This window comes from Tsukamurella ocularis, from assembly GCF_024807615.1.
Lineage (GTDB): Bacteria > Actinomycetota > Actinomycetes > Mycobacteriales > Mycobacteriaceae > Tsukamurella > Tsukamurella ocularis.
This window is the reverse complement of sequence record NZ_JANUCJ010000004.1, coordinates 358,358-378,374: the sequence shown is the minus strand read 5'-3', so window position 1 is coordinate 378,374 and position 20,017 is coordinate 358,358. Positions and strand designations below refer to the sequence as shown.

General features: G+C 70.1%; 18 protein-coding genes and 3 tRNA genes. 2 read left to right on the top strand and 19 right to left on the bottom strand.

Annotated elements, in window-relative coordinates; all coding sequences use genetic code 11:
* Positions 1–31 precede the first annotated feature (31 nt).
* From HNP44_RS18210 to leuC, 3 genes are all read right to left on the bottom strand, one after another.
* Positions 32–733 (bottom strand): HU family DNA-binding protein, encoded by a 702-nt coding sequence (locus HNP44_RS18210; protein WP_259142692.1) that lies wholly within the window; start codon positions 731–733, stop codon positions 32–34.
* A gap of 168 nt (positions 734–901) precedes the next feature.
* Entirely contained in the window at positions 902–1,489 is a 588-nt protein-coding gene (leuD, locus tag HNP44_RS18205) for a 3-isopropylmalate dehydratase small subunit (RefSeq protein WP_259142690.1), read from the bottom strand.
* 33 nt (positions 1,490–1,522) lie between these two features.
* A complete protein-coding gene (gene leuC, locus HNP44_RS18200) occupies positions 1,523–2,956 on the bottom strand; it encodes a 3-isopropylmalate dehydratase large subunit (RefSeq protein WP_259142973.1) in 1,434 nt (477 codons plus the stop codon).
* 87 nt (positions 2,957–3,043) lie between these two features.
* On the opposite strand from leuC, the gene HNP44_RS18195 reads away from it, so the two are divergent.
* Entirely contained in the window at positions 3,044–3,766 is a 723-nt protein-coding gene (locus HNP44_RS18195; protein ID WP_259142688.1) for an IclR family transcriptional regulator, read from the top strand.
* Between the two features lie 4 nt (positions 3,767–3,770).
* Here the strand turns inward: HNP44_RS18195 and HNP44_RS18190 are convergent, their stop codons facing one another.
* The 4 genes from HNP44_RS18190 to HNP44_RS18175 all read right to left on the bottom strand — a co-directional run bounded on the left by HNP44_RS18190 (position 3,771) and on the right by HNP44_RS18175 (position 7,110).
* On the bottom strand, positions 3,771–4,898 hold the full coding sequence (locus HNP44_RS18190; RefSeq protein WP_259142684.1) for an AAA family ATPase: 1,128 nt from the start codon (positions 4,896–4,898) through the stop codon (positions 3,771–3,773).
* A gap of 3 nt (positions 4,899–4,901) precedes the next feature.
* Positions 4,902–5,939: an aliphatic amidase gene (locus tag HNP44_RS18185; RefSeq protein ID WP_259142683.1), complete on the bottom strand. Its 1,038-nt coding sequence runs from the start codon at positions 5,937–5,939 to the stop codon at positions 4,902–4,904.
* A 55-nt stretch (positions 5,940–5,994) separates the two neighbouring features.
* Entirely contained in the window at positions 5,995–6,651 is a 657-nt protein-coding gene (locus tag HNP44_RS18180) for an AmiS/UreI family transporter (protein ID WP_259142682.1), read from the bottom strand.
* Positions 6,652–6,756: 105 nt separating this feature from the next.
* Positions 6,757–7,110, bottom strand: coding sequence for a MarR family winged helix-turn-helix transcriptional regulator (locus HNP44_RS18175; protein ID WP_259142681.1), 354 nt, complete (start codon positions 7,108–7,110; stop codon positions 6,757–6,759).
* A 135-nt stretch (positions 7,111–7,245) separates the two neighbouring features.
* Here HNP44_RS18175 and HNP44_RS18170 point away from each other — a divergent pair, with 135 nt between their 5' ends.
* Complete coding sequence (locus HNP44_RS18170) at positions 7,246–8,292, top strand: substrate-binding domain-containing protein (protein ID WP_259142680.1); 1,047 nt, start codon at positions 7,246–7,248, stop codon at positions 8,290–8,292.
* A gap of 264 nt (positions 8,293–8,556) precedes the next feature.
* Here the strand turns inward: HNP44_RS18170 and HNP44_RS18165 are convergent.
* From HNP44_RS18165 to iolC, 12 genes are all read right to left on the bottom strand, one after another.
* Positions 8,557–8,629 (bottom strand) — tRNA-Glu (locus HNP44_RS18165).
* 69 nt (positions 8,630–8,698) lie between these two features.
* Positions 8,699–8,771, bottom strand: a tRNA-Glu gene (locus HNP44_RS18160).
* Positions 8,772–8,809: 38 nt separating this feature from the next.
* Positions 8,810–8,881: transfer RNA gene (locus tag HNP44_RS18155), tRNA-Gln, on the bottom strand.
* Between the two features lie 92 nt (positions 8,882–8,973).
* Entirely contained in the window at positions 8,974–10,512 is a 1,539-nt protein-coding gene (gene gltX, locus HNP44_RS18150; RefSeq protein ID WP_310437696.1) for a glutamate--tRNA ligase, read from the bottom strand.
* 36 nt (positions 10,513–10,548) lie between these two features.
* Positions 10,549–11,424: a sugar phosphate isomerase/epimerase family protein gene (locus HNP44_RS18145; RefSeq protein WP_259142679.1), complete on the bottom strand. Its 876-nt coding sequence runs from the start codon at positions 11,422–11,424 to the stop codon at positions 10,549–10,551.
* 8 nt (positions 11,425–11,432) lie between these two features.
* Positions 11,433–12,455 carry a Gfo/Idh/MocA family protein gene (locus tag HNP44_RS18140; protein WP_259142678.1) on the bottom strand — a complete coding sequence of 341 codons (1,023 nt, stop codon included), beginning with the start codon at positions 12,453–12,455 and terminating at the stop codon, positions 11,433–11,435.
* A 56-nt stretch (positions 12,456–12,511) separates the two neighbouring features.
* Complete coding sequence (locus HNP44_RS18135; protein WP_259142677.1) at positions 12,512–13,456, bottom strand: sugar phosphate isomerase/epimerase family protein; 945 nt, start codon at positions 13,454–13,456, stop codon at positions 12,512–12,514.
* Positions 13,457–13,497: 41 nt separating this feature from the next.
* Positions 13,498–15,447, bottom strand: a complete 1,950-nt coding sequence (gene iolD, locus HNP44_RS18130) for a 3D-(3,5/4)-trihydroxycyclohexane-1,2-dione acylhydrolase (decyclizing) (RefSeq protein ID WP_259142676.1) — start codon at positions 15,445–15,447, stop codon at positions 13,498–13,500.
* On the bottom strand, positions 15,444–16,388 hold the full coding sequence (iolB, locus tag HNP44_RS18125) for a 5-deoxy-glucuronate isomerase (protein ID WP_259142675.1): 945 nt from the start codon (positions 16,386–16,388) through the stop codon (positions 15,444–15,446). The genes iolD and iolB overlap by 4 nt, the downstream gene beginning before the upstream one ends.
* A gap of 59 nt (positions 16,389–16,447) precedes the next feature.
* Positions 16,448–17,956: a CoA-acylating methylmalonate-semialdehyde dehydrogenase gene (locus tag HNP44_RS18120; protein ID WP_259142674.1), complete on the bottom strand. Its 1,509-nt coding sequence runs from the start codon at positions 17,954–17,956 to the stop codon at positions 16,448–16,450.
* 38 nt (positions 17,957–17,994) lie between these two features.
* The gene (locus tag HNP44_RS18115) at positions 17,995–18,906 is read right to left on the bottom strand and encodes a Cgl0159 family (beta/alpha)8-fold protein (protein WP_259142673.1); all 912 of its coding nucleotides are present in this window, start codon (positions 18,904–18,906) and stop codon (positions 17,995–17,997) included.
* A complete protein-coding gene (gene iolC, locus HNP44_RS18110; RefSeq protein WP_259142672.1) occupies positions 18,899–19,876 on the bottom strand; it encodes a 5-dehydro-2-deoxygluconokinase in 978 nt (325 codons plus the stop codon). Before iolC ends, HNP44_RS18115 begins: the two co-directional genes overlap by 8 nt.
* Between the last annotated feature and the right edge of the window lie 141 nt (positions 19,877–20,017).

Sequence of the window (20,017 nt, the reverse complement as noted above, 5' to 3'; positions counted from 1 at the left end):
GTCCAGGGGCAGTGGGTCCGACGGGGTCGGGTTACTTCTTAGCGGCCTTCTTGGCGGGAGCCTTCTTGGCCGGAGCCTTCTTGGCCGGAGCCTTGGTCGCGGCCTTCTTCGCCGGGGTGGCCTTGGCCGGGGCCTTCTTGGCGGGGGCCTTGGTCGCGGCCTTCTTGGCGGGGGCCTTGGTCGCGGCCTTCTTCGCCGGCGTGGTCTTCGCCGGGGCCTTCTTGGCGGGGGCCTTGGTCGCGACCTTCTTGGCGGGAGCCTTGGTCGCGGCCTTCTTCGCCGGCGTGGTCTTCGCCGGGGCCTTCTTGGCGGGAGCCTTGGTCGCCTTCGCCGGGGCCTTCTTCGCGGTCGCCTTAGCGGCCTTCGCCGGGGCCTTCTTCGCCGCCGTCTTCTTGGCGGGCGCGGCCGCGGTGGCCGAGCTGCGACGGACGGCGGGACCCGAGGCCGGCAGCTTGGCCGAACCGGAGATCACGGCCTTGAACTGCGCACCGGGACGGAAGGCGGGCACGGACGTGGGCTTGACCTTCACGGTCTCGCCGGTGCGGGGGTTGCGGGCGACGCGGGCGGCGCGTTTGCGCTGCTCGAAGACGCCGAAGCCCGTGATGGTCACCGACTCACCGGAGTGGACGGCACGGACGATCGTGTCCACGATCGCCTCGACGGCGGCGCCGGCGGTCCGGCGGTCAGTGCCCAGCTTCTCGGTGAGCGCCTCGATCAGTTCTGCCTTGTTCATGGACGATCTTCCCTCTGTGGTCGGAGGCTCACCGCTGAGCCAACTAGGGACACCGTAAACGCAGAATTGCATTCAATCCAAGAGCCACGCCAGATTTGATCGAAGATGTGTCGGAATGACAAGTGGCGGCACCGGTTCGATCCGGTGCCGCCACTGACGGGTTTCGAGCTACAGAGTCACGGGTTTGTATGCAGGCCTGCGATTTTCGAACTCGGCGATCGCCTCGTCCTGCTGCAGGGTGATGCCGATGTCGTCCAAACCGGCCATCAGTCGGTGTCGGACCGGATCGTCGATCGTGAAGGGAACTACCAAGTCCCCCGCGGTCACCGTCCTGTCTTCGAGGTCGACGGTGATCTCCAGCCCGGGATCGTTCTCGAGGGCCTTCCAGAGCAGTTCGACGTTCTCCTGCTCGACCAGAGCGGCCACGAGGCCCGCCTTGCCCGAGTTGCCGCGGAAGATGTCCGCGAAACGCGACGAGATGACCACCCGGAAGCCGTAGTCCATGAGCGCCCACACGGCGTGCTCGCGGGAGCTGCCGGTGCCGAAGTCCGGTCCGGCGACGAGCACCGAGCCGCGGTCGTAGGGCGGGATGTTGAGGATGAAGTTCGGATCGCCGCGCCAGGCCGAGAACAGTCCGTCCTCGAATCCGGTGCGGGTCACGCGCTTGAGGTAGACAGCGGGGATGATCTGGTCGGTGTCGACGTTGGTGCGGCGCAGCGGCACGCCGATGCCGGTGTGGGTGACGATGGCTTCCATGCTCGTTCTCCTTGGACTGCGGACGGGCGGGCGCTACGCGCCGGCGACGGGGGCCAGATCGGCCGGGGCGGAGAGGGTGCCGCGGACGGCCGTCGCAGCGGCGACCGCCGGCGACACCAGGTGCGTGCGACTGCCCTTACCCTGGCGGCCCTCGAAGTTGCGGTTCGACGTGGACGCGGAGCGCTCGCCGGCGGCGAGCTGATCCGGATTCATGCCCAGGCACATCGAGCAGCCGGCCTGCCGCCATTCCGCTCCGGCGTCGAGGAAGACCTGCCCCAGACCCTCCTCCTCGGCCTGGGCGCGCACGCGCATCGACCCGGGGACGACGAGCATCCGGACACCGTCGGCCACCTTGCGGCCGCGGAGGATCTCGGCGACGGCGCGCAGATCTTCGATCCGGCCGTTGGTGCACGAGCCGACGAAGACTGCGTCCACAGCGATGTCGCGCAGCGGGGTGCCCGCCTCGAGGCCCATGTACTGCAGCGCCTTCGCGGCGGTCTCCTTCTCGCCGTCCGAGCCGAAGGACTCCGGATCGGGCACCGAGGCGCTGAGCGGCAGGCCCTGTCCGGGGTTCGTGCCCCAGGTGACGAAGGGGGTGAGCGCGCTGCCGTCGATGTCGACCTCGGCGTCGAAAGTCGCCCCCTCGTCGGTGCGGAGGGCGTCCCAGGCTTCGATCGCCGCGTCCCAATCCGCACCCTTGGGCGCGTGATCGCGCCCCTCGAGGTAGTCATAGGTGATCCGGTCGGGTGCGATCAGTCCGGCCCGGGCACCGGCCTCGATCGACATGTTGCAGATGGTCATCCGGGCCTCCATCGAGAGCTTCTCGATGGCGCTGCCCCGGTACTCCAGGACGTAGCCCTGGCCGCCGCCGGTGCCGATCTTGGCGATGATCGCCAGGATCAGGTCCTTGGAGGTGACGCCGGGCTGCAACTCACCGGAGACGTTGATGGCCATGGTCTTGAAGGGCTTGAGCGGAAGGGTCTGAGTGGCCAGCACGTGCTCGACCTCCGAGGTCCCGATGCCCATGGCGATGGCGCCGAACGCGCCGTGCGTGGACGTATGGCTGTCGCCGCAGACGACGGTCATACCCGGTTGGGTCAGACCGAGCTGCGGCCCCATCACGTGGACGATGCCCTGCTCGCCATCGCCCATGGAATGTAGGCGCACGCCGAACTCAGCGCAGTTGCGGCGCAGCGTCTCCACCTGGGTGCGGGAGACCTCGTCGGCGATGGGCTGGACCAGCGTGTCGGTAGGCACGTTGTGATCCTCGGTGGCGATGGTGAGGTCGGGGCGCCGCACCGGTCGGCCCGCCAGGCGCAGGCCGTCGAAGGCCTGCGGGCTGGTCACCTCGTGCACGAGGTGCAGGTCGATGTAGATGAGGTCGGGCTCACGCGAGGCGCCCTCGCCCTCCCCCTTGACGACGACGTGCTGATCCCAGACCTTCTCGGCCATTGTGCGCGGCTGCATGCTTCCCACCTGCTCCATGATCTTCGCTCCGCCGGTGGCCGCGGGCTGCGCGTTGAATCCCACCATGCGAGAGCCTAGTATCGAACTATGGGAAATGATACCGCACCGTCGGACGCCCCCGAAAGCCTCGCCCCGGTGAGCGGCATCGGCGTTCTCGACAAGTCGGTCGCCGTGCTGCGCGCGGCCGCCGAGGAGCCGGCGAGCCTCGCCGAGCTGTGCGGCCGCACGGGCCTGCCGCGGGCGACGGCGCACCGTCTGGCCGTCGGACTGGAACTACATGGACTGCTCACCCGGGACGGGGACGGCCTGTGGCGGCCCGGATCCGCGCTGCGCGAGCTCGCGGCCAGCACCGCCGACGCGCTCGTCGACACGGCGGCGATGGTCCTGCCCCGGCTGCGCGAGATCACCGGGGAGTCCGTGCAGCTCTACCGCCGCGACGGCGATCACCGGGTGTGCATCGCCGCCGCCGAGCCGCCCTCGGGCCTGCGCGACACCGTACCGGTGGGATCCCGCCTCCCGATGACCGCCGGCTCGGGCGCGAAAGTGCTCGCGGCGTGGGCGGACCCCCGGACCGACTCCTTCTTCAGCGACCGCGCGCTCGCCGAAGTCCGCAAGCGCGGCTGGGCGCAGAGCTCCGGCGAACGCGAGTCCGGGGTCGCCAGCGTCTCAGCGCCGGTCCGCAATCCCCGCGGCGAGGTGATCGCGGCGATCTCCGTGTCGGGCCCCATCGACCGCATGGGCCGACGCCCGGGCGCCCGCTGGGCGGCGGATCTGCTGCAGGCCGCCGAGGCGCTGCAGCGCCGCATCTGAGTCACTACTCGGCCGGCCCTCCCACCCGGCAGCGCACCGCGGCACCGTCCACCATGAGGACGGCGGAGACGCGGCTCGCGGTGTCCGCCATGCGCGCCGCGCGGTGCGCGATGACGGCCTCGGCCACCATGGGCCAGACGTCGTGCCGGATCGCGCGCCGGATGGAACGCGCCCCGTACACCGGGTCGAAGCCGGTCTCCACCAGATGGGCGGCGACCGCGTCGTCGATCGTCAGGTCCACGCCCCGCTTGCGGGCCCGGTCCGCGAACATCTCCAGCTCGTGCCGGGCCACCTCGGCCGCGGTGTCCTGGGAGAGCTCCTCGAAGAGCGTGACCTCGTCGATCCGGTTGAGGAACTCGGGATCGAAGAACCGGGCGATCGACTGCTCCGAGATCCGGTCGAGACGCCCCTCCAGGACGCGGTCCACCCGCTCCCCCGCCGGCGCGGGCAGCAGCCGCGAGACCGAGCGCCCGGCCCGGTGCCACGGACGCTCCTGCTCGGCGCGCAGCTCGCGGCTGCCGAGATTGGAGGTCATGAACACCAGGCAGTTGCGGAAGTCGTAGCGCTGCTGTCCGTTCGCGAGGGTCAGCTGCCCCCGGTCGAGCACGTGCAGTAGCGCCCGCAGCACCGTGGTGTGCGCCTTCTCCACCTCGTCGAAGAGCACGATCCCCGGCATGGAGACAGTGCCCTCGATGCGATCGCGGTCGAAGACGCTGAGCCCCTCCTTGGAACCCGAGTACCCGGGCGGCGCGCCGGCGAAGGACGCGGCGTAGTGCTCCTGCGCCATGGCCGACATGTCCACCTGGCAGAAGTCGTCCGGTCCCGTCCGCAACGCCGACGCGAGCTGGCGGACGATCTCGGTTTTGCCGGTCCCGGTGGGGCCGACCAGCAGGTGACTGGCGAGCGGACGGGTCTTGTCCGTGAGGCCCGCCTGCACCACCGAGAGGGTCTTGAAGATCGACTCGATCGCGTGGTCCTGCCCGAAGACGTTGGCGCGCAGCTGCGCCAGGATCCGCGCCGCGTCGACCCGCCCGACCGCCGCCTTAGCGAACTCGGCGTCGGCGGGGCGGGTGGCCTCCCGGCCGCCGAGGACGACACCCTCGGCGGCCAGACGATCGGTGATGAAGGGCACGGTCTACGCCTCGCGAGTCTTCTCGGTGGGCAAGGTTCCGACGGGGCAGTCGGCGACGCCGATGGTGTCACGCGTGAAGGATTCGACCTGCTCCCGCGCGGCCTCGGCGTCGGTCACCCACAGCTTGTAGAAGTCGAAGGGGCAGTCGGCGACACCCTTGTCACCCTCGCCGGCGGCGTGAATGCCGGTGTAGCCGCGATGGAGCAGCTTGAACAGGTGGTTCTGCGACTGGTCGTGCTTGCGGGCATCGCGGATGGTGGACACCGAGAGCTGCGCATACTGGATGCCGTACTCTTCCTCGCCGGTCTCGCCGAGCGTGCGGCCGTCGAAGCCGATGATCGAGGAGTGCCCGAAATACGAGTACACGCCGTCGAATCCGGCCGCGTTCGCCACCGCGACATAGCAGTTGTTCGCCCACGCCATCGCCTTGGCGATGAGCACCTGCTGATCCTTCGCGGGGTACATGTAGCCCTGGCACCGGACAATCAGCTCGGCACCCTTCATCGCGCAGTCTCGCCAGATCTCGGGGTAATTGCCGTCGTCGCACACGATGAGCGAGACCTTGAGGCCCTTCGGGCCGTCCACCACGTACGTCGAGCTACCGGGGTACCAGCCCTCGATCGGGGCCCATGGGATGATCTTGCGGTACTTCTGCACGATCTCGCCCTGGTCGTTGACCAGAATCAGCGTGTTGTAGGGCGGCTTGTTCGGGTGGTCCTCGTGCTGCTCGCCCGTGATCGAGAAGACGCCCCAGGTACCGGCTTTGCGGCAGGCCTCCGAGAAGATCTGTGTCTCCTCTCCCGGGATGGCCGCGGCGGTGGCGTACATCTCGTCAGGGTCGTACATGATCCCCTGAGTCGAGTATTCCGGGAACACCACAAGATCCATGCCGGGCAGGCCGGCCTTCATGCCCACCACCATCTCGGCGATCTTGTGACAGTTGGCGATCACTTCCTCGCGGTTGTGCAGGCGCGGCATCTTGTAGTTGACGACGGCGACGCCGACGGTGTCCGGGCTGGAGGAGATGTCTCCATGACGCATGGTGGGACCTTTCGTTGATTTTCGTTGATGTCGTTACAGAGCAGGGGTTGAAGGATCAGGCAGCCTCGGGAGCGGCAGCGGCAGCGGCGACGGGCACGGACTCGGGCGCGGACGCCGGGGCCGGCAGCGACGGCAGCACCCGCGCCGCCACGGCGCTAAGCACCACGAGCGCGACGGCGATCACCACCGCCCACAGAGCCGCCGACGTGCTCGTGGGCCAGCTCCCCCGCCAGGCCAGCAGCGCGGGGATCGTCGCCGTCAGGTGCGATCCGATGAGGATCAGCCAGCCGGTGAAGGGCATGAGCGAGGTCTTCCCGCAGGCCAGGATGACGAAGAACAGCAGCCACATGACAGCCCAGACGAACCAGATGACGCCGAAGACGGGATCGGAAGAGATGGAGAAGATGCCGAACACGACAGCCATCGCTGCTACGAAGAGCGAGTACCAGCCGAGGCCGCGGCCGTCGTTGCCCATGAGGTTGTTGACACCGACGTAGAGGTAGGTGAGGCCGAACAGGTAGCTCGACCCCGCCCCGAAGACCCCGCCGAGATCCCCGTCGGCGGCGACGATCGCCAGGGTCGGCAGGACGACTTGTATCGCCCCGACGAAGAGGTTGAAGACGCCCGCCTCACGGGCCGAGATCGCCCCGAGGAACCAGGCCCCGTTGACGAACAGAACAGCTCCGACGAAGAGCAATCCGAGTGTGGTCATCGCGACTCCCGATTTTATTACCGATTCGGCACTATATCTGATCGGTAGTATTGGCGGGCAACTCGAGACGCGCAGCGGATTCAGGGAAAATGCAGGTGGATAGGGCTACGACAGGCGTAGGACAAGTGCTTGGAAGACCTCACGGCCGGTGTCGGAGATCGTCAGAAGGACGCTGCGCCGGTCGCCTGGAGCGGGCCGACGGTACGCCAGGTTGCGCTCGACGAGGCGGTCGACCAGGCGCGTGGTAGACGACGGGGTGGTGCCCGTCCGGGCCGCCAACTCGCCGACCGTGGCACCCTCGACCGCGGCCAGCAGGCGCAGCGCGCGGAAGTGCTCGACGGTGAGGTCGTGCTCGGCGAGGGTGGGGGTCAGCACCTTCAGGATCAGATCGTCGGCCTCGCACACGGCCGCGAAAGCGGTGCGCGCCGGCGCCTCGCGCAGGTCCGCGCTCGCGTCCATGTCCGCCCCGATCCTCGACTGTTTCATCGCAATCCGCGACCACTGTATCGCGTTCTTTCCTGGGTGCGGGCGCGCTCCGCGTAGGCTCGTCCCCACACTGGTCCGTAGTGCAGGACTTCAGACGAGCGGACGTCCATGAGCGAGTACACCGTTGGTTTGCTATATCCCCGAGGCGGCCCCGCGGGGCTGTTCGGCCCGTCGTGCCTCAGTTGCACGACGCTTGCCGCCGACGACATCAACGCCCGGGGCGGGATCCTCGGGCGCGAACTGGGTGTGCGCCCCATCGACTCCGCCACCGGCGTGGCCAATGTGACCCGCGAGGTCGAGTCCCTGGTGGCGGCGGGCGAGATCGACGCCATCGTCGGCTGGCATACCTCCGACGTGCGGCGCGCGCTCTCCGCTCGGATCGACCTGCGGGTTCCCTATGTCTACACCGCGCTCTACGAAGGTGGCGAGTCGACGGCCGGCGTCTTCCTCACGGGCGAGACGCCCGAGGAACAGATCCTCCCCGCCCTCGAATGGCTCCGCCGGGAACGGGGCCTACGCCGGTGGTGGATCGTAGGCAGCGACTACCTCTGGGCCCGCGACAGCGCGAAGGCCTGCGTCCGGTTCACCCGGCGCCTCGGCGACGATCTCGTGGGTGCGCGCTTCGTCCCCGTCGGCACCGGGGACTTCTCGGCCGTCATCACCGCCATCGCGCGCTCCGACGCCGACGGCGTCCTGATGCTGCTGCTCGGGCAGGACGCGGTCGAGTTCAACCGGGCCTTCGCGGCGGCCGGCCTCGACGGTGCCTTCGTGCGTTACTCGCCGCTCATGGACGAGCACATGCTCATGGCCTCGGGCCCGGACGCCACGCGCGACCTGTTCGCCTCGGCGGGCTACTTCGACTCCGTGGTGACGTCCGAGTCGATGGAGTTCGGCGCCCGCTACTTCGGCCGCTTCGGCCCCAATGCCTGCATTCCGACGTCGATGGGCGAATCCTGCTTCGAGGGAATGCTGCTACTCGAGTCCCTCTTGTCGACGGTGCGCAGCACAGACGTCCGCGACATCATGGCAGGGGTCGGCGGTGTGCACTACGAGGGGGCCCGCGGCGACATGGCGCTCCGCGACGGCCACGCGCATCAGCGCATGTACCTGGCGAGGGCGGAGGGCTGCGACTTCGACGTGATCGGCCAGCTCTGACACTGTGCCGCCCCTCGCGCGGGGCGGTCGGCGCCATCGTGCGCCACCCGCCGGCGAACACCGGTACGACGCCGGGCCCGGGGCCGGCGCCACCGGGTCGCGGATCATCGCGGCGACGTTGCGACCCGGTACCCGAACCCCAGCGAATCGTTCTCGACAGGATCCGTCGAGCACAGCCCCGGACCGATCATGGACCAGTCGAAGCGCATAGCGCCGGGGGAGGAACGACGAAGGCCCGGATCACATGATCCGGGCCTTCCGCTGTACCCCCGATGGGATTCGAACCCACGCTACCGCCGTGAGAGGGCGGCGTCCTAGGCCGCTAGACGACGGGGGCTAGAACTGCTGCCGACGCGCACGAGGCGCCTCGACGATGTCGATGAAGGTAGCACACCTGCATCGAACGTACCCCCGATGGGATTCGAACCCACGCTACCGCCGTGAGAGGGCGGCGTCCTAGGCCGCTAGACGACGGGGGCTAGGACTGCGCCCTCCGCACGCGGAGGGCGCTGTCACGCTGGCCTACCAGGACTCGAACCTAGAATGGCTGAACCAGAATCAGCTGTGTTGCCAATTACACCATAGGCCAATGACTCTCCCCGAGGTCGTTTCCGACCTCGTTTTGAGCCGCGATCCAGCTTACCCAGCCGCACTGGGAACGCCAAATCGCCAGGTCATCCCCTACTGCGGGGAGGCACCGTCCGCGGGCACGAGGACGCGGGCCGCAGCGAGGCGCGCCAGCGTCCGCTCGCGGCCCAGCAGTTCCAGCGACTCGAACAGCGGCGGGCTGATGGGCGAGCCCGTGACGCCCACGCGGATCGGGGCGTAGGCCTTGCGCGGCTTGAGCTCGAGCTCGTCGATGAGCCGGCCCTTGAGGGCGCCCTCGATGGCCTCGGTCGTCCAGTCGGTGAGCCCGTCGAGCGCTGCGATGCTCTCGTCGAGCACCTGGCCGGCATCGGCCTTGATGTTCTTCGCGGCAGCCGCAGGATCGACGGCGAAGTCGGCCTCGTCGACGTAGAGGAACTTCAGCAGGTCCCAGGCGTCCGAGAGCACGACGATGCGGGTCTGCACCAGCTCGGCCGCGGTCGCGAAAGCGGGGTCGCCCTCGGGGCCGAGGCGGGCACCGTCGACGAAGCCCCGCTCGACGAGGAAGGCCCGCAGGCGCGCCTCGAAGTCGGCCGGCGCGAGCAGCCTGATGTGCTCGGCGTTGATCGCGTCCGCCTTCTTCTGGTCGAAGCGCGCCGGGTTGGAGTTCACCCGGTGCACGTCGAAGGCGGCGATCATCTCCTCGACGCTGAAGACGTCGTTGTCCGCCGAGATACCCCAGCCGAGCAGGGCGAGGTAGTTGAGCAGGCCCTCCGGGATGAAGCCGCGGTCGCGGTGGTGGAAGAGGTTGGACTCGGGGTCGCGCTTGGACAACTTCTTGTTGCCCTCCCCCATCACGAAGGGCAGGTGCCCGAACTCGGGGGTGCGATCGGCGACGCCGATCGCCTCCAGCGCCTCGTACAGCGCGATCTGCCGCGGCGTGGAGCTCAGCAGGTCCTCGCCGCGCAGGACGTGCGTGATCTTCATCATCGCGTCGTCGACGGGGTTGACCAGGGTGTACAGCGGGTCGCCGTTCGCGCGGGTGAGGGCGAAGTCGGGCACGCTGCCCGCGGCGAAGGTGGTCTCGCCGCGCACCATGTCGTTCCAGGTGAAGTCATGATCGGGCATCTTCAGCCGCACGACGGGGCTGCGGCCCTCGGCGCGGTAGGCGGCCTTCTGCTCGTCGGTGAGGTCGCGGTCGAAGTTGTCGTAGCCCAGCTTCGGGTTCCGGCCGGCGGCGACGTGCCGCGCCTCCACCTCCTCCGGCGTCGAGAAGGCCTCGTAGGCGAAGCCGCCCTCGACGAGGCGCCGCACGAGGTCCAGGTGCAGGTCCTTGCGCTCGGACTGCCGGTAGGGGCCGTACGGCCCGCCCACCTCGGGCCCCTCGTCCCAGTCGAGGCCCAGCCACCGCAGCGACTCGAGGATCGCGGCGTAGCTCTCCTCGCTGTCGCGGGCGGCGTCCGTGTCCTCGATGCGGAAGACGAACGTGCCGCCGGTGTGTCGCGCGTGGGCGAAGTTGAACAGCGCGGTGCGCACCATGCCGACGTGGGGCGTGCCGGTGGGCGACGGGCAGAAGCGCACGCGGACGGACCCGGGCGCGGCGGCGGTCGACGGTGCGGCGGAAGACTCAGTCACGACGTCCAGGGTAGTCGCCGCGCGCGGCGCGCCCGCTCACGAGTGCGCCGCGACCAGCGACCGGATCTTCTCGAGCTGCAGCGCGGAGACCTCGTCGGCGCGCTCGTCCTCGGCGAAGACGTTGGAGCAGATGATCGCGTCCTCGCGGGCGAGGAACCCGGAAGCGCCGAGGTGGCCGAACAGCTCGTCCCAGTCGACGTCGCCGTCGCCGATCGTGAGGTGCTGGTGCACGCGGACCGCGTTGCCGGGCGGGTTGGTGATGTAGCGCAGGCCGTGCGAGCGTCGGTGATCGAAGCTGTCCGCGGCGTACACCGCGCCGAGCCGCTCCCCCAGCTGCGGGATCAGCGCGGCCGCGCGGTCGCCGTAGTGGAACGTGTGGCTGCCCACGTACACGAAGCCGACGGCCGGCGTGTCCAGCCCGCGGATGATCCGCCAGGCCTCGAGCCCGTCCTCGACGAAGTCGTCGGGGTGCGGGTCGATGTTGAGCGTGACGCCCTCCCGCTCGAGCAGGGGAACGAGCTCCTCCATGCTCCGGTAGAAGCCCGCCTCGGACTCCTCGGCGCGCTCGGGCCGGCCGCTGAACTCGGTGTTGATGACGGGGACCTCGAGCTCCGCGGCGATCGCGATGATGCGCCGGAAGTTCCGGACCGCCGTCTCGCGCTGCGGCTCGTCGGGCCACGAGATGCGCTGCACCGGGAGCAACGACGTGATCCCGACGCCCGCGTCGGCGGCGCGCTTACGCACGAGCGCGAGCTGCGCCCGGTCCACACGCGGGTGGGCGAAGAACGGGATGAAATCGGCGTGCGGAGTCAGCTGGATCCACTCGTAGCCGGCCTTGGCGGCCACGTCGAAGAAGTCCTCGAAATCGTGCGTCGAGTGGTACGGCGTGGGATCGAGGGCGATGCGGACCACGATGCCCCCTAGGCGCGCTCGGCGTAGAACGCCGGCATCTCGGGGAGCTCGACGGGCACGGGGCCGGTCGTCTCCAGTGCCTTGACGCCGGCGGCGCAGCACACGGCCACCTTGTAGCCGTCGAAGGCCGACGGTCCGGCGATGGTGCCCGCCTGCGCGGCGTCGACCCAGGCCTGAACCTGGCGGTCGTAGGCGTCGCGGAACCGGGTGGTGAAGTCGGCGTGGTCCGCGACGGAGAACCTGCCCTGCTGCCACATCTGCAGGCCCGCGGGCTCGCCGATGCGGGCGACGCCCCGCTCGAAGACGGCCTCGGTCTCGACCTGGTAGCCGAACTCGATGGAGACGTTCATCTCGACGTCGACGAGCACCCCGTTGTCGAGCTCCATGAGCACGAGGATCGGCTCGCGCAGGTGCTCCGGGCTCCGCGAATTGCGGCGCGGGTACTTCACTTCGACCGAGGTCACGACGCCGCCCGCCAGCCACGGCACGACGTCGAACTCGTGCACCACGGAGTCGTTGATGAGCATGGTCTGCACGTAGCTCTCGGGCACCGAGGCGTTGCGGTGGCGGGCGTGCAGCATGACCAGCTCGCCGGCGGGCTTGGCGGCCACCACCTTCCGCAGCTCCTCGTACTCGCGATCGAAACGGCGCATGAACCCGACCTGGATCAGCTGCCGGCCGCCGGCCATCTCGGCCTCGACGACGCGCCAGGAGGACTCGGGGTCCTGGGTGAGCGGCTTCTCGCAGAGCACCGGCAGGCCTGCGGCGAGGACCTGCAGCAGCGCGTCCTCGTGGAACTGGCCGGGGGTGGCGACGAGCACGCCGTCGACGACGCCCGACGCGAGCGCGGAGTCGAGGTCTGCGAAACCGGCGGCGCCGGGGGCGAGGTCGAGGGCGGCGGCGCGTCGCGCCCCGTCGGGCTCGACGACCGCGGAGACGGACGCCCCCGCGATGGTGGTGGCGATGCGCTTCACGTGGTCGGCGCCCATCATGCCGGCGCCGACCACGGCGACGCGGAAGTCGTTGGTCATCTGCGGGTGTCTCCTTGCGGGGCTTCGGGGTCCGGGCTCGATGTCCGGGTTCGGGATCAGCGGGTGCGGGTGAGCGGGTGGCAGCCGAAGATGTGCTGCCGAGTGCGGGTCGCGATGCCCGCGGGGACGGCGATGTCGCAGCCGGGCATGTCTTGCTCGACGATGGCGAACAGGTCCGGGTTGATGCGTAGCGCCGCCTCGATGACGGGCGCGAAGTCCGGGATCCCGTTCGGCGGCTCGACCATGATGGCGGAGGCGGCGTCGGCGAACGGGGTGTCGTTCTTGAGCACCTCCCAGATCAGCGCCGGGTCGATCTGCTTGAGGTGCAGGTAGCCGATGCGCTCCGGGTGGCGCTGCATGAGGGCCACGTTGTCGCCGCCGTAGTAGGCGAAGTGGCCGGTGTCGAGGCACAGGTTGACGTACCGCGGGTCGGTCTCGGCGAGGAGACGCTCCACCTCTCCGGTGGTGCCGACGTGGCTGTCGGCGTGGGAGTGGAACTGCTGCTTGATCCCGTACTCCTCGGCGAGCGCCTTGCCGAGCCGGTCGTGGCCGGCGGCGAGGGCCTTCCACTGCTCGTCGTTCAGCGTGCGGGATTCGAGGGCCTCGCCGGTCAGGTCCGAGCGCCACAGGTCGGGGATGACGACGATGTGCTCGGCGCCCAGGGCGCCCACGAGGGTCGCGACGTCGCTCACCTGCTTCCAGGCGCGGTCCCACTGGTCCGCGCCCTTGTGGAAGCCCGTGAAGATCGTGCCGCCGGACAGTTCGAGGTCACGCTTGGCGAGCTCGTCCTTCAGGCGCTCGGGGTCGGTCGGCAGGTAGCCGTAGGGTCCCAGCTCGATGTAGTGGTACCCGGCTTCGGCCACCTCGTCGAGGAAGCGGTCCCAGGGGGTCTGCCGCGGGTGGTCGGCGAACCAGACGCCCCACGAGTCGGGGGCGGTGCCGATGCGGAGGCCCGCGGTGTGGGGGGCGGTGGAGGCGGTCGTGCCCAGAGTGTCGGTCATGACGGTGGTCCTTCGTGTGGTCGTGGAGGGGTGGGCGCGGCTCAGCCGAGGAGGGGCCGCTGCGCCTTCTGCTGATCGAGGTACTCGGCGCGCGCAGTGACGGTGCTGTCGATCGTGGACACCGCGGCGACCGGGACGTCCCACCAGCCGTTGCCCTCGGGGGCGTAGACCAACGGGTCGTTGTGGATCTGGATGACGGTGGGGCCGCTCGCCGCCTTGGCGGCGCGGACGGCCTCGGTGAGCTGCGCGACCGAGTCCGGTCCGGGCTCGATGTCGATGACCCGCGCGCCGTAGCTGCGGGCGTTCGCCGCCAGGTCGACCGGGAGGAAATCGCCGCGCTCGAGGTCCGGTGCGGGCACGCCGCCCGACCCATCCGCGGTGCGGTACCGGGTGCCGAAACGCTGCGAGCCGACGGTCTCAGAGAGGTGGCCGATCGAGGCGTAGCCCTGGTTCTCGACGATGACGACGATGAGCTTGATCCCCTCGGCGACGGCGGTCACCAGCTCGCTGTTGAGCATGAGGTACGAGCCGTCACCGACCATGACAACCACGTCGCGGTCGTCGCCGAGGGCGAGCAGCCCGCGCTTCGCGCCGAGTCCGCCCGCGATCTCGTATCCCATGCAGGAGAATGCGTACTCGACGTGGTAGCCGAGCGGGTCGCGCACGCGCCACAGCTTCTGCAGGTCCCCCGGGAGGGAGCCCGCGGCCTGGATGATCACGTCGGCCGGGTCCATCGCGGCGTGCACCGCGCCGATCACCTCGGGCTGGCCGGGCAGGTCGGCGCCGGTGGGCGCGAGCGCGACGTCGACGACCGCGTCCCAGTCCGCCTTGGCCGCAGCGGCCGCAGCGACGGACTCCGGCGGAACGCGGTAGTCGGCGAGCTCCGCGCGCAGCGCCGCGAGGCCCTCGCGGGCGTCGGCGATGAGCGGAAGCTGGGAGCCGTGCTTGTAGGCGTCGAAGGAGGCGACGTTGAGGTTCACGAAGCGCACGCCGGCGTCCTGGAAGGCCGTCCGGCTGGCGGTGGTGAAATCGCTGTACCGGGTGCCGATCCCGATGATCACGTCGGCGTGCGCGGCTATCGCGTTCGCCGCAGCGGTGCCGGTGGCGCCCACGCCGCCGAGGTTCAGCGGGTGATCCCAGGGAAGCGATCCGCCGCCTGCCTGCGTGGTGCCGACGGGGATCGACGTGCCGTCCGCGAACCGGCGCAGCTCGTCCTCCGCGCCCGCGTAAAGGACGCCGCCGCCGGCGACGATGAACGGGCGCTTCGCCTCCCGGATCGCCGCGACGGCGCGGGCCAGCGGACCGCGCTCGGGCAGGGGCCGGCGGATGTGCCATTCGCGGTCCGCGAGGAACTCCTCGGGCACGTCGACGGCCTCGGCCTGGACGTCCTCGGGCAGCGCGATGGTCACGGCGCCGGTCTCCGCGGGGTCGGTCAGCACGCGCATCGCGGCGAGGGCGATGGAGAACAGCTGTTCCGGCCGCTGCACCCTGTCGAAGAACGTCGACAGGGGCCGGAAGGCGTCGGAGACCTGCAACCCGATGTCGTGCGGGTGCTCGAGCTGCTGCAGCACCGGATCGGCGACGCGGGTGGCGAAGGTGTCGGAGACCAGGAGCAGCGCGGGCAGCCTGTTAGCGGTCGCGAGCGCGGCGCCCGTGAGCATGTTGGCGGCACCGGGGCCCACGGAGGCGGTGCACGCGTAGGTGCCGCGCCGGCGGTGCATGCGGGCGTAACCGACGGCCTGGTGCACCATGGCCTGCTCGTTACGGGCCTGGTGGTAGGGCATGAGCCCGGCGTCGGTCGCCGCGTACTGCAGCAGCGCCTGGCCCACGCCGGCCACGTTGCCGTGGCCGAAGATGCCGAAGGTCGCGGGGACGGTGCGCTCGCGCACGGTGCTCACCGTGCCGTCGTCGTGCACCGTCTCATCCACGGTCCACTGGTGCGCCAGGAACTCGATGAGGGCCTGGCCCACGGTCATCCGCCGGGTGCTCATCGCTCGTCTCCTTCGGTCGGTGCGGCCGTGTAGGGCAGCCGCGGGTCGGGGCCCTGCGCGGGCCAGGTGTCCCGCAGCCATGCCTGCCGCGGGTCGTCGCTGATCAGCCAGACCCGTTCGGGGTCGGGGCCGGCCATGACGTTGAGGTAGTAGAGGTCGTACTCGGGGGCGGCCATCGCAGGGCCGTGGTAGCCGAAGGGCACAAGCGCGATGTCGCCGGTGCGGACGAGGGCGTTGGTGTCGATCTCCCCCGCCGCCGACGAGTAGGTGACGAAACTCCCGAAGGCGTCGGCGGTCTCGGGCACGGTCCCGGCGGGCAGTCCGCGGGCGGGCGCCGCCTCGAAGTAGTAGATCTCCTCGAGGCGGGATTCGTGGCCTGCGACGTGTTCGTCGTGCTTATGGGCGGGGTGGCTGCTCCAGTTGCCGCCGGGGGTGATCACCTCGCACACGATGAGGGCGGCCGCGTCGAGCGCACCGGGCGTGCCGAAGTTGTGGACCTGCCGGGTGTCCCGGCCCGCGCCGCGGACCTCGACGGGCACCTCCGCGGCGGGGATGTACCTCGTAGGGCGGCGCTGCGACGTGGGCGCCTCCGCGATGGCGATGCGCGCGGTTCCGCGCACGGTGAATCCCCCACCGGCGCCGACGTACAGGACGTCGGTGGGCCCGTCGAAGACCGACGCGCGGCCCGCGATGGCCACGGACGGCGCACCGTCGAAGCTCGCGGCGGCGGCACCGTCGAGCTCGACGTGGCACCCGCCCGAGAGCGGCACGACGATGCGCTCGATGTCACCGCCGGGCAGCACGACCGGCGCGTCGCCGAGGTCCGCGATGCGGATCCCGGTGTGCGCCCAGCCGGGCAGGGAGCCGTCGACCACCGATTCCCACCCGTCGCGCGCCAGCGCGCCTCGGGCGTGGAACCATTCGTTGGGCGTCGTCGCCATCGCCGTCCTCTCCTGTTCACGTCCTCGCGGACGATGGTGCTGCCGGAATGAAGTCCGCGTCAGTCGTTCTGGGGGAATCCCAGGTCGACGCCGCCGTGGCTGGGGTCGAGCCACCGGCTCGTGATCGCCTTGAGCTGGGTGAAGAACTTCACGCCCTCGGCGCCGTGCGCCTTGGTGTCGCCGAACATCGAGTCCTTCCAGCCGCCGAAGCTGAAGGTGGCGACGGGGACCGGGATCGGCACGTTGATGCCGACCATGCCGACGCGGATGTCCTTCTGGAACCGCCGAGCGGCGCCGCCGTCGTTGGTGAAGATCGCGGTGCCGTTGCCGAAGGCGCCGGCGTTGATGAGATCGACGCCCTCCTCGTACGAGGCGACGCGCACGATCACGAGCACGGGGCCGAAGATCTCCTCGGTGTACACCCGGGAGGTGGTGGGGACGCGGTCGATCAGGGTGGGGCCGAGCCAGAACCCGTTGGCGTCGCCGTCGGGGTTCACATCGCGGCCGTCGACGACGACGCTCGCCCCGTCCGCGATGGCCACGTCGATGTACGAGGCGACCTTGTCGCGATGCACTCGCGTGACGAGCGGTCCCATGTCGCAACCGCGGCGGCCGTCGCCGATCCGCAGCCCGGCCATGCGATCGGTGATCTCCGCGATCAGTGCGTCGGCGACGGGCTCGACGGCGACCACGACCGAGATGGCCATGCACCGCTCGCCGGCGGAACCGAAGCCGGCGTTGATCGCGGCGTCGGCAGTGAGGGCGAGGTCGGCGTCGGGCAACACCAGCATGTGGTTCTTGGCGCCGCCGAGGGCCTGGACCCGCTTGCCGTGCGCGGTGGCGGTCTCGTAGACGTACCGGGCGATGGGCGTCGAACCGACGAAGGAGACGGCGGCGACGTCCGGGTGGGTCAGCAGGCCGTCGACGGCCTCCTTGTCGCCGTTGAGCACCGTGAACACGCCCTCGGGCAGGCCGGCCTCGCGCCACAGCTCCGCCATCCAGATCGCGGCCGACGGGTCCTTCTCGCTGGGCTTGAGCACGACGGCGTTACCGGCGGCGATCGCGATCGGGAAGAACCAGGCGGGCACCATGGCCGGGAAGTTGAACGGGCTGATCACCGCGACCACGCCGAGCGGCTGGCGGGTGGAGTAGACGTCGATCCCGGAGGAGACCTGCTCGCTGTACTCGCCCTTGAGGTGATGCGCCATGCCGCAGGCGAACTCGACGACCTCCTGGCCGCGGCTGATCTCGCCGAGCGCGTCGGAGAGGACCTTTCCGTGCTCACTGGTGATGATCTCGGCGAGCTCGCCCTTGCGGGCGTTGAGCAGCTCGCGGAACGAGAACAGCACAGACTGGCGCTTGGCGAGGGAGAGCTCCCCCCAGGCCTCCGAAGCCTTCTTGGCGGAGGCCACGGCAGCGTCGATCTCGGCGCGGTCGGCGAGTGCGACCCGCTTGGTCACGACGCCCAGCGCCGGGTCGTAGACGTCGGCGGTGCGGCCGCTGGAGGACGGGTACTCGGCACCGTCGATCCAGTGCGGGACGACGGTGAGGGTCTCGGTGGTGGTCATGGAGCGGCTCCTTCTTGCGGAGTAGGAGGTGGCGGGCTTCAGGCGCCGTGCACGAGGCCTGCGGCGGTGTCGACGGCGGCGGTCACGTCGCCGTCGCGCGGGTAGAGGAGCGTGCGTCCGACGACGAGGCCGTGGACGCCCGGCAGGGCGAGGGCCTTGGCCCACGAGGCGTAGACCGCCGCCGGGTCGCCGCCGGGGTCGCCGCCGAGGAGCAGGGTCGGCAGCGTCGTCGCCGCCATCACCCGCTCCATGTCGTCGACCACTGGGAGCTTGAGCCAGCTGTAGGCGGAGGTGTTCCCGAGGCCGGAGGCGATGGCGACCGAGTTGATGACGGCCTCCGTGGAGAGGTCGTTGCCGACCCGACCGTCGGTGCGACGGCTCATGAAGGGCTCCAGCATGATCGGGAGCTTCGCGGCCGCCCCGGCATCGACCGCGCGGGCCGTGGCCTCGAGCGTGACGACGGTGCCTGGATCGTCGAGGTCGACGCGCACGAGCAGCTTGCCGAAGTCCAGGCCGTCGCGCCGCATCGCGGGCACGTCGTACGCGGTGTACCGGTCGTCCATCTCGAACGCCGCGCCGCGCAGGCCGCCCCGGTTCATGGAGCCGACCACGATCTTGTCGTCGAGCAGGCCCAGCAGCGCGAGGTCCTCGATGACGTCGGGGGTGCCGAGCACCCCGTCGACCCCGGGGCGGGAGAGGGCGAGCGCCATCCGCTGCAGCAGGTCGTACCGGTCGGCCATGGCCATCGCGTCGGAGCCGACGCCGAGCGCGCCGCGGGCCGGGTGGTCCGCCGCCACGATGAGCAGCCGGCGGTCGCCGCGGACGAGGGGGCGGCGGATCCGTGCGCCGAGCACGTCGGCGATGGCGTCGGGGTTCTCGTGCCGAGCGGCGCGCAGCCGGTCGAAATCGCCCGCCGTGAGCGGGCCTGTGGTGCGGGCGGTGTCAGACATGGTTGTTGTCCCGTTCCTCGATGACGGACTCCACCTCGTCGGTGGTGGGCATGGCGGTCGAGCATTCGCGGCGCGAGGCGACGATGGCCCCGGCGACATTGGCGAAGCGCAGGACCCGCTCGAGCGGCCAGCCCGCGAGCAGGCCGTGGCAGACGGCCCCGCCGAAGCCGTCACCGGCGCCGAGACCGTTGATCACGTCGACGAAGTGCGGTGCGACCTCGACACTCTCGTCCCGGGTCTTCGCGAGGACGCCCTTGGGACCCTGCTTCACCACGGCGAGCTCGACGCCGCGCTCCAGCAGGGCGTCGGCCGCACGGCCGGGCTCGGTCTCGCCGACCGCGACCTCGCACTCCTCGCGGTTGCCGATGGCGACGGTGACGTGCTCGAGGGCCTTGCCCACCTCCTGGCTAGCGACCTCGGCGGACTCCCAGAACATGGGCCGGTAGTCGAGGTCGAGGACCGTCAGCGGAGTGCGGCCGCGGGCGTTCCACGCCGTGTGGTGCGCGGACCGGCTGGGCTCGCGGGAGAGCCCGGTGACGGTGGCCCAGAAGATCTTCGCGGAGCGGATCGCGTCGAGGTCGAGCGCGTCGTCGTCCAGCATGAGGTCCGGCGCGATCGGGTCGCGGTAGAAGTAGAGCGGGAAGTCGTCCGGGGGGAAGATCTCGCAGAAGGTGACGGGGGTGTTCAAGCCGCGCACCTCGCCCACGTACCGGTCGTCGACGCCGAGGCGTACCAGCTCCTGATGAACGAAGCGCCCGAACGGATCCGCGCCGGTCGCCGTGATGACCGCGGAACGTCGGCCGTGACGGGCCGCGGCGACGGCGACGTTGGTCGCGCTGCCCCCGAGGTACTTGCCGAAGGTCTCGACGCGATCGAGTCCGACACCGTCCTGCAGGGGATAGATGTCGACCCCGACCCGCCCGATGGTGATCAGGTCGAACGGGGCACCGTGGGTACCAGCGTCAGTCATGTGGGAGGCCCTCCTTAGCCTGGTCCCGGACGAGATGTGGATCACTCCCGCTCATTTGTCCTGTCAATCTAACAGAAGGGGGCGACATACTTCAAGAGGTCTCTACCAGCAGATTCAATACTGGAAGCCGCGGCCTCTGGG

Excerpts from the sequence above, each read along its gene's own strand:
- HNP44_RS18210 (WP_259142692.1), bottom strand. The coding sequence starts at position 733 with ATGAACAAGGCAGAACTGATCGAGGCGCTCACCGAGAAGCTGGGCACT.
- leuD (WP_259142690.1), bottom strand. The coding sequence starts at position 1,489 with ATGGAAGCCATCGTCACCCACACCGGCATCGGCGTGCCGCTGCGCCGC.
- leuC (WP_259142973.1), bottom strand. The coding sequence starts at position 2,956 with ATGCAGCCGCGCACAATGGCCGAGAAGGTCTGGGATCAGCACGTCGTC.
- HNP44_RS18195 (WP_259142688.1), top strand. The coding sequence starts at position 3,044 with ATGGGAAATGATACCGCACCGTCGGACGCCCCCGAAAGCCTCGCCCCG.
- HNP44_RS18185 (WP_259142683.1), bottom strand. The coding sequence starts at position 5,939 with ATGCGTCATGGAGACATCTCCTCCAGCCCGGACACCGTCGGCGTCGCC.
- HNP44_RS18180 (WP_259142682.1), bottom strand. The coding sequence starts at position 6,651 with ATGACCACACTCGGATTGCTCTTCGTCGGAGCTGTTCTGTTCGTCAAC.
- HNP44_RS18175 (WP_259142681.1), bottom strand. The coding sequence starts at position 7,110 with ATGGACGCGAGCGCGGACCTGCGCGAGGCGCCGGCGCGCACCGCTTTC.
- HNP44_RS18170 (WP_259142680.1), top strand. The coding sequence starts at position 7,246 with ATGAGCGAGTACACCGTTGGTTTGCTATATCCCCGAGGCGGCCCCGCG.
- HNP44_RS18140 (WP_259142678.1), bottom strand. The coding sequence starts at position 12,455 with ATGACCAACGACTTCCGCGTCGCCGTGGTCGGCGCCGGCATGATGGGC.
- HNP44_RS18135 (WP_259142677.1), bottom strand. The coding sequence starts at position 13,456 with ATGACCGACACTCTGGGCACGACCGCCTCCACCGCCCCCCACACCGCG.
- iolD (WP_259142676.1), bottom strand. The coding sequence starts at position 15,447 with ATGAGCACCCGGCGGATGACCGTGGGCCAGGCCCTCATCGAGTTCCTG.
- iolB (WP_259142675.1), bottom strand. The coding sequence starts at position 16,388 with ATGGCGACGACGCCCAACGAATGGTTCCACGCCCGAGGCGCGCTGGCG.
- HNP44_RS18120 (WP_259142674.1), bottom strand. The coding sequence starts at position 17,956 with ATGACCACCACCGAGACCCTCACCGTCGTCCCGCACTGGATCGACGGT.
- HNP44_RS18115 (WP_259142673.1), bottom strand. The coding sequence starts at position 18,906 with ATGTCTGACACCGCCCGCACCACAGGCCCGCTCACGGCGGGCGATTTC.
- iolC (WP_259142672.1), bottom strand. The coding sequence starts at position 19,876 with ATGACTGACGCTGGTACCCACGGTGCCCCGTTCGACCTGATCACCATC.